This window comes from Lutibacter sp. TH_r2 (assembly GCF_033101135.1).
GTDB lineage: Bacteria > Bacteroidota > Bacteroidia > Flavobacteriales > Flavobacteriaceae > Lutibacter.
This window is the reverse complement of sequence record NZ_JAWMPV010000001.1, coordinates 847,883-863,922: the sequence shown is the minus strand read 5'-3', so window position 1 is coordinate 863,922 and position 16,040 is coordinate 847,883. Positions and strand designations below refer to the sequence as shown.

13 protein-coding genes and 1 pseudogene are annotated in these 16,040 nt (G+C 28.1%); 9 read left to right on the top strand and 5 right to left on the bottom strand.

All coding sequences use genetic code 11. From position 1 onward, the window contains the following. The first annotated feature begins 89 nt into the window (after positions 1-89). The 5 genes from mutS to R3X25_RS03535 all read left to right on the top strand — a co-directional run bounded on the left by mutS (position 90) and on the right by R3X25_RS03535 (position 6,732). Positions 90-2,699 carry a DNA mismatch repair protein MutS gene (gene mutS, locus R3X25_RS03555; protein WP_317671918.1) on the top strand — a complete coding sequence of 870 codons (2,610 nt, stop codon included), beginning with the start codon at positions 90-92 and terminating at the stop codon, positions 2,697-2,699. A gap of 123 nt (positions 2,700-2,822) precedes the next feature. Further along, positions 2,823-3,281 carry an RNA methyltransferase gene (locus R3X25_RS03550; RefSeq protein WP_317671916.1) on the top strand — a complete coding sequence of 153 codons (459 nt, stop codon included), beginning with the start codon at positions 2,823-2,825 and terminating at the stop codon, positions 3,279-3,281. Positions 3,282-3,332: 51 nt separating this feature from the next. Then, positions 3,333-5,777: a hypothetical protein gene (locus R3X25_RS03545; protein WP_317671914.1), complete on the top strand. Its 2,445-nt coding sequence runs from the start codon at positions 3,333-3,335 to the stop codon at positions 5,775-5,777. 79 nt (positions 5,778-5,856) lie between these two features. Continuing rightward, positions 5,857-6,165, top strand: coding sequence for a twin-arginine translocase TatA/TatE family subunit (locus R3X25_RS03540; RefSeq protein ID WP_317671912.1), 309 nt, complete (start codon positions 5,857-5,859; stop codon positions 6,163-6,165). Next, a complete protein-coding gene (locus R3X25_RS03535; RefSeq protein WP_317671910.1) occupies positions 6,166-6,732 on the top strand; it encodes a phosphatase PAP2 family protein in 567 nt (188 codons plus the stop codon). Between the two features lie 59 nt (positions 6,733-6,791). Here the strand turns inward: R3X25_RS03535 and R3X25_RS03530 are convergent, their stop codons facing one another. From R3X25_RS03530 to R3X25_RS03510, 5 genes are all read right to left on the bottom strand, one after another. Then, on the bottom strand, positions 6,792-7,433 hold the full coding sequence (locus R3X25_RS03530; RefSeq protein ID WP_317671908.1) for an O-methyltransferase: 642 nt from the start codon (positions 7,431-7,433) through the stop codon (positions 6,792-6,794). 72 nt (positions 7,434-7,505) lie between these two features. Next, positions 7,506-7,742 carry a hypothetical protein gene (locus R3X25_RS03525; protein WP_317671906.1) on the bottom strand — a complete coding sequence of 79 codons (237 nt, stop codon included), beginning with the start codon at positions 7,740-7,742 and terminating at the stop codon, positions 7,506-7,508. A 13-nt stretch (positions 7,743-7,755) separates the two neighbouring features. After that, entirely contained in the window at positions 7,756-8,322 is a 567-nt protein-coding gene (locus tag R3X25_RS03520; RefSeq protein ID WP_317671904.1) for a sigma-70 family RNA polymerase sigma factor, read from the bottom strand. 98 nt (positions 8,323-8,420) lie between these two features. Then, entirely contained in the window at positions 8,421-12,461 is a 4,041-nt protein-coding gene (locus R3X25_RS03515) for a PAS domain S-box protein (protein ID WP_317671902.1), read from the bottom strand. A 63-nt stretch (positions 12,462-12,524) separates the two neighbouring features. After that, complete coding sequence (locus R3X25_RS03510; protein WP_317671900.1) at positions 12,525-13,313, bottom strand: HAMP domain-containing sensor histidine kinase; 789 nt, start codon at positions 13,311-13,313, stop codon at positions 12,525-12,527. A gap of 195 nt (positions 13,314-13,508) precedes the next feature. On the opposite strand from R3X25_RS03510, the gene panB reads away from it, so the two are divergent. From panB to R3X25_RS03495, 4 genes and pseudogenes are all read left to right on the top strand, one after another. Beyond that, on the top strand, positions 13,509-14,327 hold the full coding sequence (gene panB, locus R3X25_RS03505) for a 3-methyl-2-oxobutanoate hydroxymethyltransferase (protein WP_317671898.1): 819 nt from the start codon (positions 13,509-13,511) through the stop codon (positions 14,325-14,327). 3 nt (positions 14,328-14,330) lie between these two features. Continuing rightward, a pseudogene (locus tag R3X25_RS03500) lies at positions 14,331-15,266 on the top strand (2-hydroxyacid dehydrogenase); the annotation flags it as partial. After that, entirely contained in the window at positions 15,252-15,683 is a 432-nt protein-coding gene (locus tag R3X25_RS15220; protein WP_411556569.1) for a VOC family protein, read from the top strand. The pseudogene R3X25_RS03500 and the gene R3X25_RS15220, both read left to right, overlap by 15 nt. Positions 15,684-15,711: 28 nt before the next feature. Further along, entirely contained in the window at positions 15,712-15,981 is a 270-nt protein-coding gene (locus tag R3X25_RS03495) for a TM2 domain-containing protein (RefSeq protein ID WP_317671897.1), read from the top strand. Positions 15,982-16,040 lie beyond the last annotated feature (59 nt).

The following is a 16,040-nucleotide window of genomic DNA, read 5'->3' as shown; positions in this document are numbered from 1 at the left end:
ATAACAAAAATAATGTAATTCCTAATTCACAATTCGTAATTTTAAATATAAAATGTAACTTCGCAAAACTAACTTAATTTCCTAAAAAATTGGCAGCAAAACCAAAGAAAGTAACTCCTTTAATGAAACAATACAATGCAATTAAGGTGAAATATCCTGATGCTATGTTGTTGTTTAGGGTTGGTGATTTTTACGAAACTTTTGGTGAAGATGCTAAAAAAGCTGCTCGAGTTTTAGGAATTATTTTAACCAAACGTGGAGCTGGTAGTGAAACCGAAACTGCTTTGGCTGGTTTTCCTCATCACTCACTAAACACCTATTTACCAAAATTGGTAAAAGCTGGAATGCGTGTTGCTATTTGCGATCAGTTAGAAGATCCAAAAATGACCAAGAAAATTGTAAAACGTGGTGTTACCGAATTGGTAACTCCTGGTGTTGCTTTAAACGATGAGGTTTTACAATCAAAGTCAAATAACTTTTTAGCGTCGGTTCATTTTGGAAAAAAAATAATTGGAGTTAGTTTTTTAGATGTTTCTACTGGTGAGTTTTTAACAGCTCAAGGAAATTCAGAATACATAGATAAGTTGTTGCAAAACTTTAATCCAAGTGAAGTTTTGGTACAAAAACAGCACAAAACCAAGTTTTTTGAGTTGTTTGGAGATCGTTTTTATACATTTTATTTAGAAGATTGGATTTTTCAACCAACGTATGCGTTGGAAACGTTAACCAATCATTTTAAAGTAAAAACACTAAAAGGTTTTGGTATTGATGATTTAAATGAAGGAATAATTTCGTCAGGTGCTGTACTTTATTATTTATCAGAAACGCAACATAATAAGTTAGATCATATTGCGGTAATTAATCGTATTTCTGAAGATAAATATGTTTGGATGGATCGTTTTACCATTCGTAATTTAGAATTGTACAGTTCAACATCAGTAAATGCAGTTACACTTTTAGATGTTATAGATAAAACCATTTCTCCAATGGGAGGAAGAATGTTAAAACGTTGGTTGGCGTTACCGTTGAAAGATGTAAATAGAATAAAAAAGCGTCACGATATTGTTAAACACTTTATTGATACAGATGACTTTTTTGACTTGTGTTCTTTTCAAATAAAGCAAATTAGTGACATTGAACGTTTAGTTTCAAAAGTTGCAACGGGTAAAGTAAATCCGCGTGAAGTTGTTTTGTTGAAAAATTCGTTAAATGCCATTCTTCCTATAAAAGAAGCTGCGGAAAAAAGCAAGAACGAAAGTTTAAGAATTATTGGTGAGCAATTGCAAAATTGCAATGCGCTTCGTGAAAAAATTTCTTTTACTATAAATGAAGATGCTCCGGTAAATATTAATAAAGGAAATAGTATTGCTGAAGGTGTTTCAGAAGAATTAGACGAATTACGAAGTATTTCAAATTCAGGGAAGGAATATTTAGACAATATGCTGGCTAGAGAAACTGAACGAACCGGAATTACTTCATTAAAAATAGCTTTTAACAACGTTTTTGGATATTATATTGAAGTGCGTAATTCGCATAAAGATAAAGTTCCTGAAGAATGGATTCGAAAGCAAACTTTGGTAAATGCCGAGCGTTATATTACTGAAGAATTAAAAGAATACGAAACCAAAATTTTAGGTGCCGAAGAAAAAATAGGAAAATTAGAACAAGAGATTTTTGCTGAATTAGTTAGCTCTTTACTAGATTATATTCAACCAATTCAATTAAATGCGCAGTTAATTGGACAAATAGATTGTTTGTTGTCTTTTGCTGAATTGGCAAAACAAAACAACTATATACGTCCGCAATTAGATGAAACTACCGATTTAGAGATTAAAAATGGTCGTCATCCGGTAATTGAAAAGCAATTGCCAATTGGCGAAGAATACATTGCAAACGATGTGGTTTTGAATAGAAATCAGCAACAAATTATTATGATTACCGGTCCAAATATGAGTGGTAAATCTGCAATTTTACGTCAAACCGCATTGATTGTTTTATTAGCTCAAATGGGAAGTTATGTTCCAGCTCAAAATGCTAGAATTGGTATTGTAGATAAAATATTTACGCGAGTTGGAGCAAGTGATAATATTTCAATGGGAGAATCAACTTTTATGGTTGAAATGAACGAAACTGCAAGTATTTTAAATAATATTTCTGAACGTAGTTTGGTGTTGCTAGATGAAATTGGACGTGGAACAAGTACGTACGATGGTATTTCTATTGCTTGGGCAATTGCCGAATATTTACACGAACATCCTTCAAAAGCAAAAACATTATTTGCCACCCATTATCACGAATTGAATGATATGACCAATACATTTGAACGTGTAAAAAACTTCAATGTTTCGGTAAAAGAATTAAAAGATAAGGTTATTTTCTTACGTAAATTGGTTGCTGGTGGAAGCGAGCATAGTTTTGGTATTTATGTAGCAAAATTGGCAGGAATGCCAACAGCGGTTGTTCATAGAGCTAGTAAAATGCTGAAGCAATTAGAGAAAAATCATACCAATGATGAGGTGAAAGAAACGCTGAAAAATGCACAAGATGATGAAATGCAATTGAGCTTTTTTCAACTCGATGATCCATTGTTAGAAGATATAAAAGAAGAAATTCTTTCAACAAATATTGATACTTTAACACCTATTGAAGCGTTGATGAAGTTGAATGAAATTAAACGAATGTTGATTAAGAAAAAGTAAATTTTGCCGTCATTCTGAATTTATTTCAGAATCTCATCATTATAATCGCCAATTTTTATGAGAACCTGAATCAAGTTTAGGTTGACGAATTGATGGTTTGACAGAATAGAGAAATAGTATTTAATGATAAACAATTTAGAACAAGGCTTTTTTGGAATTGGTATTCAAAACGGAAAAACTCCTGAAAATTTAGGTGTTTTATGGCGTTCTGCTCAAAATTTAGGAGCAAGTTTTATTTTTACCATTGGTAATAGATATGCAAAACAAGCTTGTGATACACATAAAGCAACGGGAGCAATGCCTTATTTTCATTATGAAAATTTTGAAGACTTTTATAATAATTTACCAAAAGGCGCACAATTAGTTGGTGTTGAAAAAAATGATGAGGCTGAACAATTAGAAACTTTTACACACCCAAGGCGATGTGTGTATTTGTTAGGAGCAGAAGATCACGGACTGTCTAAATTAGCACAAGAGAAATCTCATTTTCTAGTCAAATTCAAATCCGAATTAAGCTTGAATGTTTCTGTTGCTGGAAGTATTGTAATGTATGATAGACAAGCGAAATTAAACTTTAGTTAGAAAAATATGTTTAGGTACGGTTTTTGTTAATATTTTGTTAAAATAAATGCTATGAAAATAAAATTATGCTACTTAACGCTTTGCCTTATTGTTTGCTTCACGTCTATTTATTCTCAAGAGACTATTTCTAAAAAATTTATCGAACCTATTCAAGAAAATAGTTTGTTTAGGGAAAAAGTATTTCTACATGTAAATAAATCTACCTATTTTACTAATGAAACAATTTGGATTAAAGCTTATGTTGCAGAAGACGCCTTAAATACTCCATCAATTTATTCAAGTAATCTAATTATAAATCTATACGATTCTGAAAGTAATTTAATTGATAAAAAAACTTTATATATCCAAAAAGGTGTAGGTATTGGTGATTTTTTATTAGACTCTGATTTAAAATCAGGAACATACTTTATTAAAGCGTTTACCAATTATATGTTGAATTTTGGTAATGAGAATGTATTTTCTCAAGAAATTGAAATTATAAATTCAAAAAAGGAAAAAGAAATAATTCAAGAAGAATACACTACTAATTTTGATGTTCAGCTATTTCCCGAGAGTGGTTATCTATTAGAAGGTGTTGAAAATGTTTTAGGAATTAAAGCTTTAATAAATGGTAAAGGGTATCCTTTTACTGGAAAAATTATAAACTCAAAAGAAAAAGTAGTAGCTACATTTACAAGTAATAGGTTTGGAATGGGAAAGAGTGTTTTCAACTATGAAGAAGGTGAAACATATACAGCTATTGTAAATATTAATAAAACTATTCAGAAGGTAAAATTACCAACAGCTAATAAAACAGGTGTTGTTTTTAGTGTAGCGTCTAATCAAGAACAAGTAATTTTAACATTAAAAACCAATCAAGAAACCTTACCGTTATTAAAAAAAGCAAATTTAGATTTAATTTTTTATAGAAATAATTATATAAGCGAAGCTCTGTCCTTAAAGTTAATTAACAGTGAGCAAACAACTCAAGAGCTTATTTTTGATAAAAGTAAATTATTGGATGGAGTAAATATTGTGACTTTATTTAAAAACAATGAGCCAATTGCTGAGCGTAAATTTTTTATTGAAAAAGAACAAAATAAAACTGCTATTTTAATTAATAAATTAAAAACAGAAAACGATTCAATAAGTTTTAAAATTAAAACTATAAACTCTAATTTAAATCCAATTGCATCCCAGTTAAGTATTTCAGTGCTTCCAAATAACTCCTCTAATTTTAAAGAAAACCAGACTATTAAAAGTGCATTTTTATTAACGCCCTACGTAAAAGGAGAAATTGAAAACCCTTCATATTATTTTAATCATACCAATCCAACTAAAACAGCTTCATTAGATTTATTATTAATGAATCAAGGTTGGAGTACATATTCTTTAGAAGAAAAAATGAAAGAAATAAACCCAACCGAACTTTTTAAATTTGAAAGCGGGTTTACTTTAAATGGGAAATTAAAATGGAACCCAAAAGGTGCTAGTATTGGAATTTTATCTGATAACGGAAGATTAGCTGCGTATAGTGAAATTAATAAAATTGATAAAAATCGTGAATTTACATTTAAAAATGTATTTGGTTTTAAAAATGATACTATTAAGGTAACTTTAATAAATAATAAATCTACATTATCTAAACCAGCTTCTATTTCCTTTAGTGAAGATACTGTAAAAAGCTATGTTTTTTATAAAAAAAAATATTCTAAAAATAATACTGTAAAGCAAGAAGAAGAAAGTTTTAATGAAGTTTATTCTATTGTAAATCAATACAATTACCCAGATGTAGAGGTTTTAAAGCAGGTAGTTTTAAAAAATGTAAAATCTAAAAGAAAGAGAACTTTTTACGATGATGAAATGGATATAGCAAGTAGGCGAAGAGTTATTGCTGCAGGTTTTTACGACAACCATAAAGTAACAGAGAGAATAAGTGAAAATTACCTTAATTTGTTGCATTATTTTCAACAATTAGGAATGGTAGCTGGGAATTGTCCTAATAATTGTATTTTAAAGTTAAGAGGTGGTACATATACATTTAATAAAGGAGGTAGAGCAATTAGCCCAAATGTTTTTATAAATGATGTTAGAATAGATGGTGAAAGTCAAATTGAAATGTTTCAATCTACTAATATGGAAGATGTAGATGAAATATTAATAAATAGAACAGGAGCTGGTGGTGGTATTGAAGGAGTTGGTGGAATTGTTAAAATTTATCTCAAAAAAGGAGATCATAAATATTATAAATATGGAAAAACACTGTATCAAAATTTAATATTAAAAACTGGATTTGATAAAGCAAGTGATTATTTTGAACCTCAATATAACATCTATTCTAAAGAAGCTTTTAATTGGTCTGAAATTACATGGATAAACAATATGCAAACAAACGTTAATGGTGAAGCGATTATTAAAATTCCAAAAAATGCTTTTTCAAATGATTTTCAATTTATAATAAATGGATTTTCTGAACAAGGATTGTTATTTAATGCTATTTATAAAACTACTGAATAAACTTTTTAACAATTCAATATAGTTTCCTTTCAGTTTTGAATATTATTTTTAACTACCTTTGTAAATTAATTAATTATTCATGTTTTTATTTATTAGCGGAGCAGAGATATTTGTAATTTTGGTAATTGTTGTAATGCTTTTTGGAGCAGACAAGTTGCCTGAAATTGCGCGTGGATTAGGAAAAGGTATGCGTCAGGTAAAAGATGCTACTAATGATATTAAGCGTGAAATTAAAAATAGCGCTGAAAAACACGATATAGATATTGATGCTGCAACTAAAGTACGCGATGAAATTAATAAGGTAAAAGAAGATTTTTCAAATCCTGTTAAAAAAATAAAAAACAAAGTTATTGACGATATTTCTGGTCCAATAAAACGTTCAAAATAAATGGAAATTTGGTCTTCCATTATAGAATACGATAAACAATTACTACTTTATTTACATTCACAAGGAAACCCTTTTTGGGATAGTTTTTGGTTGTTTATTACCACTCCAATAAATTGGATTCCTTTATTTATATTGATTTTTTATTTAGGTTTTAGAAAGTTTAAATTAAAAAAAGCATTATTAATCTCGTTGTTTACAGCTATTAGCGCTGCTTTGGCTTTGGGAGTTGTGAATTTAATTAAAAATAGTGTTGAGCGCCTACGTCCAATTAACGATTTATCAATTAATAAAGCCATTCCGGTTTTAATTGAACATACAGATTTTAGTTTTGTTTCGGGTCATTCAACAGTATCATTTACCATTGCATTTATATCATTTTGGTTGCTTAAAAAGTATTATAAATGGATGTGGCTAGTTTTTTTATTTCCAATACTATTTGCGTATAGTAGAATTTATTTGGCAGCACATTTTCCAATAGATATAACCGTTGGAATGTTACTCGGTTATTTGATTGCTAAAGTGTTTTATGTGTTGATTATAAAAGTAGTTTTTAGAAGAGATTTTTAATTAACCATATTGGTGTGATGTGATTCTAAAACAAGTTTAGAATTACGTACTAAAATAAGTTATAGAACTCTACTAATTGTTAAACCATCTCTAATAGGTAGAATAATAGTTTCAACTCTTTTGTCTTCAGCAAGTAATTTGTTGTATTCTAGTAATGCTTTTGTATCTTTATCTTTAGCTTTTAATTCTTCAGCAACTTTTCCACTCCACAAAACATTATCGCTTAAAATTACACCACCAGTATTCATTTTATTAATAATTAGGTTGAAGTAATTTACGTAGTTAGATTTGTCTGCGTCGATAAAAACAAGGTCAAATTTATCTTCTAATGAAGGAATAATTTCAACAGCATTCCCAATTTTTTGTTGAAGTTGACTTCCATATTCAGATTTATCAAAAAAAACACGAACAAAGTCTTCTAATTCCTCATTTTTATCAATAGTAATTAGTTTACCGTTTGTTTGAATTCCTTCAGCTAAACACAATGCAGAATAGCCTGTGTAAGTACCAATTTCTAAAATGTTTTTGGGATTAATTAATTTAGAAATCATAGCTAATAATCTACCTTGGTAAGCACCACTTAACATACGTGGATTCATTATTTTTTGCCAGGTTTCTTTATTTAACTGTTGTAGTAATTCTGGCTCTTTTTCCGAGTGTTGCACAACGTAAGCATCTATTTTTTTTGGTATAAACTCCATAGAAAGCAAAGGTATAAAAAACGGAACTTATCTAATAAGTTCCGAAAAGGCTTTTTGGTTTATTATTGGTGGTTAAATTTTCACCTTTATTTCTTCTTCCATTGCTGATTTTTCTTTTTCGCAAAGACAATTATTTTTACATTTTTGTTTTTGTAAGCATTTACTTAAAACAGCATTTTGTTTGGAGTATAAGCTACAATTTTTACACATAAAAATATGAAAGCTCAATTTTATTTTTTCCCAAAAACTCGCTTCACCGTATTGACTTTTGTCGCATATTGTAGTTGCTTCGTCACAAGTTAATTTCATATAGCTAGATTTTTTATTTATTGAACCAATTATCTTCCATACATTTTCTTAATTGAGTTCTGGCTCTATGGATAATTACCCAAAGATTTGACGAAGTGATGTCTAATTCCTTACATATTTCCTCTGTTTCATACTGTTGCATTGTTTTCATTCTAAATACCATTTCGTATTTTTCTGGAAGTTTGTTAATGCAAGTTTCTAAAACCTCTTTTAGCTCATCATTTTCTATGTTTTTTTCAGCTTCGTTATTCCAGTTAGTTGGTACACGTTCTTCTAACCATTCACCTTCTTTTTCTCCGTCTGTATAAAAGTTAACTTTAACTTCAGCTTTTCCTTTGGCGGAATTTATTTTACGATAATAATCTATTATTTTTCGTTTTAGAATTGAAATCAGCCACGTTCGTTCGCTGGCTTTTCCTTGAAAATTTTTCATAGCTTTTAATCCTGCAAAAAATGTTTCTTGCACTAAATCTTTAGCTATTTCATGATTATTTACTCTACTAATAGTGTAGTTAAATAGATAATCGGCATGTGCTTTAACCCATTTGTTTGGGTTTAAAGTATGCTTGTTAGTAGACATAAATTAATAGGTTTTGAGCTAAAATATGTATTTATTTAGAATAATTCTAATTAATTACAATTTTCTCTTCTATTGAAGTTTATTAATAGGATGATATTTTATTTAGTAAAATCATCTATTATTTTGAACAAAAGCTCTTTATTTATAGGTTTAGTTAAATATGAATCAAATCCTTTACTTATTGCTGTTTCTTTTTCTGATTCCATTGCAAAGGCTGAAAGAGCTATTATTGGAATTTGAATTCCTTGTTTTTTAATTTCTTTCATAGCTTCATAACCATTTAATTTTGGCATTTTTATATCCATTAAAATTAAATCTATATTAGGATTATTTTTTGCTTTTTCTACTGCTAATAAGCCATTTTCAGCTTCAATAACTTTGAATTTAGTAGTGGAAAATAATTCGTTAATATACATCATGTTGTATTCTTCGTCTTCGGCTACTAAAATTGTTAGTTCTTTATTTTTCACGTTTATTTCTTTTTCAATTGATGATCTAATTATCTTTTTTTTTATTTTTTTATTGGGGTTGTAAGGTATTGTAAAAGTTATTGTGGTTCCTTTTTGGTTCGATTCTAAATGTATTTCTCCACCAAATAGTTCAATAAAATTTTTACTAATTGCCAAGCCTAAACCAGTTCCTTTTTGTTGTTTATGAATATTAGCTTGTATAAACCTATCAAATATTACAGGTTGTAATTCTTTTTCAATACCTATACCAGTATCTTTTATATAGAATTCAAGATATTTTTCTTTTACATTGTAACCTAATTTAACACTTCCAGTATTTGTGAATTTAAAAGCGTTTGAAAGTAGGTTATCAAAAACTTGTTTAAGTTTAGTTCTATCAGTTTTTATAGTTGATTTTAAGTTTTCTAAAGATTTATTTAAAATAAATTCAATATTTTTTTCGTTGGCAGTTGGTTTGTAAAAACTATAAAGTTCATCTAATAATTCGTTTACGTTAACATTATTATTATGAATTTGAGTTAACCCTGCTTCAATTTTAGAAATATCTAAAACATCATTTACAATAGATAGTAGTTGTTTACTGCTTTTTATAACTATGTTTGCGTACGATTGACGTTCTTTTTCGGTTATATTTTGTTTAGTAAATAGTTCAGAAAATCCAATAATACCGTTCATTGGAGTTCTAATTTCATGGCTCATGTTTGCTAAAAAGGCAGATTTTAGTCTGTCAGATTCTTGAGCTTTTAACAATGCTTCTTCGAGTTCTTTTTGTGAGTTTTTAATTTGAATAGAGCTACTAATTTGGTTTGCTACAAATTCTAAAAGTTTTACATCACTATCAGAATATGCGTTTTCATTAACATAGCTTTGAACTGCAATGGCTCCAAAAACATTATTTTGATTTTTTAAAGGTGCTCCAACCCAAATTTTAGATATTGAACCTACCATATCTACTTTACCCTGATCAATTAGTTTATTGTGTTGTTCAATATTAACTTTTAATGGTTTTTTTGTTTTAATAACATATCCAGTTAAAGTTCCCTTTGCTGGTAAATTTTTAGCTGTAAAATTATATTCATCAATAATAAAGGGTGTACTTATAGTGTCATTTTCTTTATTATAAAGTGCAATAAAAAAATTGTTTGTATCAATTACTTTATGTAATTCATCTTTTATAAATTCTCCAAACTCATTAAATTCATCTATTGTTAAAGCGGCGTTTGAAATGTTATAAATTACTTTTTCAAGTTTTTCTTTCTTTTTTCTTTCGGAAATATCTCTAACTATTCCGTGAATTTTCACTCTGTTATCATTGTCTATTATTCGTGTTAAATGAATTTCAGATGGAAAAATTCTGCCGTTTTTATCTTTGTGTTGAAATTCAAATTTATAACTTCCTTTAGCAAGGGTAATTTTTGCGGCTTTATTTGAAACTTCTCCAGAAAGTTCTCCGTTGGGTTGAAATTCAGGAGAAAAGAAGGTGGTTTTTTTGCCAACTATTTCATTTTTATTGGTACAAGCGTATAATTTAAGAGCAGCTTCATTACAATCTAAATAATTGCCTTTTTCATTAACAATCATTATTGGATCGTGCGATTTTTCAAATAAATCTTTGTATTTTGATTCTGATTTTTGAAGTGCTTCTTTGGCTTTGTTTTTTTCAGTAATATCTTCAATTAATGATGCAACACCTGTTATATTTCCATTTGCATCTTTTAAGGTTACATTGTACCAATCACATGTAATAATTTCACCATTTTTGGTAATATTGTTATTGGTATTTGTATGCCCACCAGTTTGTTTTAAAATAGTTTTCCATATACTTTGAATATCATTTACAATTGGTTTTGGAATAATTAGATCTTTTGCATGTTTACCAATTGCTTCTTCTGCTTTGTATCCAAAAATTCGTTCAGCAGAATTATTCCAATCAATAACTTTAAAATCTAAATTCCACATAATGGAAGCTAATGGAGTATTGTTAAATTGATCTATTAATCTTTGTGAGCTTTCAAATAAAAGGTTATCAGCTTTTTTTAATTCTGTAATATCTTCTACAATACCTTGTAAATGCGTAATTTTTCCGGCATAATTTCTAATAGCAGAAACTTTTGTTTTAACCCATTTAATAGAACCATCTTTAGCTATAACTCTAAATGGATCTGGTACAAATCCATTAGAGTTTTTACTTTTTGCTAGTTCAAATATTTTAGTTCTAAAGCTTTCAATATCATCTAAATAAATGCAATTATGAAGAAAAACATTTTGATTTGTGAACTCCTTATATGAGTATCCAAAAAGATCTTTAATGTTTTCTGAAGCAAATTCAACAGGGAAATTGTGTTCTGCTTTGCAAAGTATTGCTACTGAAGCACTTTTATTAATTATATCGTACGCTTTTTTTATTTCATTTTCACGTTCTTTTTTTTGGGTAATTTCTTGAAAGAAAATAAGAATTCCATCTTTTGAGGGTATTATACGGTTGTTAAACCATTTACCCCAAGGTGTAAAATAATTTTCGAACGAAACGGCTTCACCTTTTTTTGTAGCTTGATGGTATTTATCGTAAAATAAATCTCCTTTTTTTTCAGGGAATTCATCCCATAAGTTTTTGCCAATTAATTTGTCCGCATCTTTTTTTAGAAGTTTTGCCGCGGCTTGGTTTACATACAAATAGTTAGATTCATAATCTAGAATTACAAATCCATCCACAATATTTTTAAGTGTGTTTGAAAATAATTTTTTAGTTGCATTTAATTTTTTCTCGGCTAAAACTCTTTCAGAAATATCTTGACCAATACCTAAAATTTTCTCAATACGACCTTCATTATTAATTATAGCACTTCTTTTTTCACTAATATATTTTACAGTGCCGTTTTTGGTTATAATTCTATATTGAAATTGTTGTATGGGTGTGTCTAAAAATTTTTTAATAGAAAAATCTTGAACATTTTTTCTGTCTTCTATATGAACAAACGATAAGTAATATTCTAAATCATTAAATTTTTTATTTGGTTCTATCTCAAGCATTTTATAGATTTCTTCGGACCAATAAAGTTTGTTTGAAGAATAATCGTATTCCCAACTGCTTATTTTTGCAATGCTTTGGGTTTCTTTATATCTATTTTTACTTTCTAAAATAGATTTTTGTATTGTTAAATTTTCTGTGATATCTTCAATAGATACAACTACATTTTCAAGAGAGTCATTTTTTTTATCAAAAGCATTAATTTTAATTTTTACATTTATAATTTCTCCTAATAATGTTTTGTTAACTGTATGTATTTCAGCTTTTTTTTCTCCAGTTAAAAGTTTTTTTAGTAGTGTAGAAAATCCAATATTAGAATCTTTTGTAAAAACTAAATTTAAGTTTTCAAATAATTCTTTTTTGCTTTTAGCTTTAAAAAGCTCTAGTGTTTTATAATTTACATCTTTAATAGCAACTAGCGAAGCTAGTTTTTCTATAATTTCAGGATTTTCTTCTAAATATTGTTCATTTGAAATATGAAGATTTTGCGTAATAGAGTCTAGATAATTTTTTGCTTTAGAAAAGTCCTCTAACCATAATGATATGGGTGCATAATTAAAAAATGCTTCGTACTTTTCAATAGGAGTATTATAATTAATATTATTCTTTGTAGAAGAATTATTTCCTCCTTTTTTTTTCATAACACAAAATTTGTGGTTTATTGCTCTACAATATACTAAAATAAAGTTATTAGAATCATTACTTTATGCAGGAATCAAAAGTTTTATGGAAGTTCCAATAGATTGATTTTTAGTTATATTAATTGATCCATTATGTGAGTTAATTATTTTTTTAACAATGGCTAATCCTAATCCTAAACATTTTTTTTGATGGACATCGTAGGTGTTTTCAATAAAAAATTCTTTAAAAAGATTTGCTGTATTCTCTGTTTCAAAACCAATTCCATTATCTGTAATAGTAGTTATAATAGCGTTGTTTATTTTTTCTACTATAATTGAAATTGGCGTATCTTTTTTTGAAAACCTAATTGCATTATTAATTAATTGATTAATGGCATATTTTAATTCTGTTTTATCAAAATTAAAATAAATATTATCTTCAATATAAATATTAAAATTTATGTTGTTATTAGCATATTTAGTTTTAGAAAATTCAATTATTTCTGAAATAAATGTAGAATAATTAGAGTTAGATATATTTAATTGAAAATTAGTTGACTTAATACTATTTAATTTTGCAAACGAATTTAAAATTTCAATTGCATAATGTGATGAGTTTTTAATTATAGAAAGATACTTTTTTGTTTTTTCAGCATCAAAACTCATACTGTTATCTATTAACATTTCTGCAAAAGAAAAACTAGAGCCTACAGGGTTTTTTAGATTGTGAATTAATTTATTAATAATCTTGCTGTTTTCATTTTTCACCGTTTCTAATTCCGTAGTAAGTTGTTTGTTTTTTAAACTAATTTCAACAATTTTATCCTCAAGATCTATTTTAGAGTTACTTGTTATATTTGATTTCTTTTTCAAAATTTTCAAAATTTTAAAGTAAAAATACTGCGAATTAACTAATTATCAAATTAAGTTAGAGTATTTATTATAATTTAAAACACACTATTGTTTTTTTTAAAAAACTTGTAAAAAAAACAGACATTAATTCACATTAAAAAAATAAGTAAGGTTGTTTTTTAGTATTTTTACCCTCTTAAATTAAACTAAAGTAAAATGTCAACTGCAAAAAAGAGTTATAAAAAAATTACCACAAAATCATTAACTGATATGAAAAACAATGGCGAAAAAATAGCCATGTTAACTGCATATGATTATACAATGGCAAAAATTGTGGATAATGCTGGAATAGATATTATTTTAGTAGGAGATTCTGCGTCTAATGTTATGGCGGGTCATGAAACTACTTTACCTATTACACTAGATCAAATGATATATCATGCAAGTTCAGTTGTTAGAGCAACAAAACGTTCGTTGGTTGTTGTAGATTTACCTTTTGGTAGTTACCAAGGGAATTCTAAAAGTGCATTAGATTCTGCTATTAGAATTATGAAAGAATCTGGTGGACACTCTGTAAAACTTGAAGGTGGAAGTGAAATTGCAGAATCAATTTCAAGAATTTTAACTGCAGGAATCCCAGTTATGGGACATTTAGGGTTAACTCCACAATCTATTTATAAATTTGGAACTTTTACCGTTAGAGCTAAAGAAGAAGAAGAAGCAAATAAATTATTAGAAGATGCTAAATTGCTAGAAGAACTTGGATGTTTTGCGTTAGTTTTAGAAAAAATTCCTGCAAAATTAGCCAAAAAAGTTGCGGATAGTTTATCTATACCAGTAATTGGTATTGGAGCTGGAAATGGAGTTGATGGTCAAGTATTAGTTACACATGATATGTTGGGGATGACGCACGAGTTTCATCCACGTTTTTTACGTAGATACCTAGATTTATACTCTGAAATGTCAGGAGCTTTTCAAAGCTATATTACAGATGTTAAAAATATTGATTTTCCTAACGAGAGCGAACAATATTAAACTATGTTTAAAGTACTTCATATAGACACTAACCATTCTATTTTAAAAGAAGGATTAGAAAAATTAGGTTGTATTTGCAATGAAGATTATTCTTCATCTAAAGAAGAAATTGAAGCAAAAATTTCGGTGTACAACGGTGTTGTTATTAGAAGTAGATTTAAAATTGATAAGCAATTTATTGATGCTGCTAAAAACTTAAAATTTATTGCAAGAGTTGGTGCTGGGCTTGAAAGTATTGATGTTGAATATGCCGAACAAAAAGGAATCCATTTAATATCTGCTCCTGAAGGAAACCGAAATGCTGTTGGTGAACATGCATTAGGAATGCTACTTTCTTTATTTAATAACATAAAAAAAGCCGATTTAGAAATTAGAAAAGGTTCATGGTTACGTGAAGAAAATAGAGGTGTTGAATTAGAAGGCAAAACGGTTGGACTTATTGGCTATGGAAATATGGGTAAAGCATTTGCAAAAAAGTTACGTGGGTTTGATGTTGAAGTAATTTGTTACGATATTTTAGATGGTGTTGGTGATGAAAATTGTAAACAAGTTAGTTTACAAGAAGTACAAAAAAAAGCAGATGTTTTAAGTTTACACACACCATTTAACAAGCTTTCTCATCAAATGATAAATAATGAGTTTATAAATAAGTTTGCAAAACCATTTTACTTAATAAATACAGCTCGTGGTTCTGCAGTTGTTACAAGCCATTTAGTTAACGCACTTAAAAGTAAAAAAATAGTAGGAGCATGTTTAGATGTGCTCGAATACGAGAAAGGTTCTTTTGAGAATTTGTTTGAGAACGATACTTTACCAGATGCATTTGATTATTTAATAAAAGCAGAGAATGTGTTATTATCACCTCATATTGCTGGTTGGACAGTGGAATCTAAAATAAAATTAGCGCAAACTATTGTTAATAAAGTGGAAGCTATTTTTTATACTGAAACTAAAAAAGTTAAAGAGGAAATAGAAGAAAAAGTTACCGGAATTGGTGGTTTGTTTTTTAAATGTGAAAACCCTTCTGAATTAAAAGAATGGTACAAAAAGCATTTAGGGTTTAATACAGATGATTGGGGTAGTACATTTTGGTGGAAAGATAAAAATGGTACGGATGCAAGTACACAATGGAGTCCTTTTAAAAAGGATACCGATTACTTTAATCCTTCCAAAAAAGACTATATGTTTAACTATAGAGTTTCTAATTTAGAGAGATTATTAGAAAAGTTAAAAAATGAAGGTGTAACTTTGGTTGGAGAAATAGAAAAATACGAATACGGAAAATTTGGTTGGATTACAGATCCCGAAGGAAATAAAATTGAACTTTGGGAACCAATTGACAAGGCTTTTAAATAAATATAATAATAAATAAATAGTTAAAAAAATGGATGTTTTAGACGAAAAAGGAGGCGTAGCTCCTCAACAAGAAAGTAAAAGAATAGTAGCTGGTGTTTTAGCAATTTTGCTAGGTTCTTTGGGTATTCACAAATTTATTTTAGGATACACAAAAGCAGGAATTATTCAAATTATAATTTCAATTATTAGCTGTGGTATATTAGGTATTATTCCTTTTATTGAAGGAATTATTTACTTAACAAAATCTGATAATGAGTTTATTGAAACTTATCAAGTTAACGAAAAACAATGGTTCTAATAAGAATTATTTAGAAAAGGCTGTTTAAAAAACATTGAAAATTGTTATTCTGAATTTAT

Coding starts and splice junctions, on each gene's coding strand:
- R3X25_RS03550 (WP_317671916.1), top strand. CDS start 2,823: ATGATAAACAATTTAGAACAAGGCTTTTTTGGAATTGGTATTCAAAAC.
- R3X25_RS03545 (WP_317671914.1), top strand. CDS start 3,333: ATGAAAATAAAATTATGCTACTTAACGCTTTGCCTTATTGTTTGCTTC.
- R3X25_RS03540 (WP_317671912.1), top strand. CDS start 5,857: ATGTTTTTATTTATTAGCGGAGCAGAGATATTTGTAATTTTGGTAATT.
- R3X25_RS03535 (WP_317671910.1), top strand. CDS start 6,166: ATGGAAATTTGGTCTTCCATTATAGAATACGATAAACAATTACTACTT.
- R3X25_RS03530 (WP_317671908.1), bottom strand. CDS start 7,433: ATGGAGTTTATACCAAAAAAAATAGATGCTTACGTTGTGCAACACTCG.
- R3X25_RS03525 (WP_317671906.1), bottom strand. CDS start 7,742: ATGAAATTAACTTGTGACGAAGCAACTACAATATGCGACAAAAGTCAA.
- R3X25_RS03520 (WP_317671904.1), bottom strand. CDS start 8,322: ATGTCTACTAACAAGCATACTTTAAACCCAAACAAATGGGTTAAAGCA.
- R3X25_RS03515 (WP_317671902.1), bottom strand. CDS start 12,461: ATGAAAAAAAAAGGAGGAAATAATTCTTCTACAAAGAATAATATTAAT.
- panB (WP_317671898.1), top strand. CDS start 13,509: ATGTCAACTGCAAAAAAGAGTTATAAAAAAATTACCACAAAATCATTA.
- R3X25_RS03495 (WP_317671897.1), top strand. CDS start 15,712: ATGGATGTTTTAGACGAAAAAGGAGGCGTAGCTCCTCAACAAGAAAGT.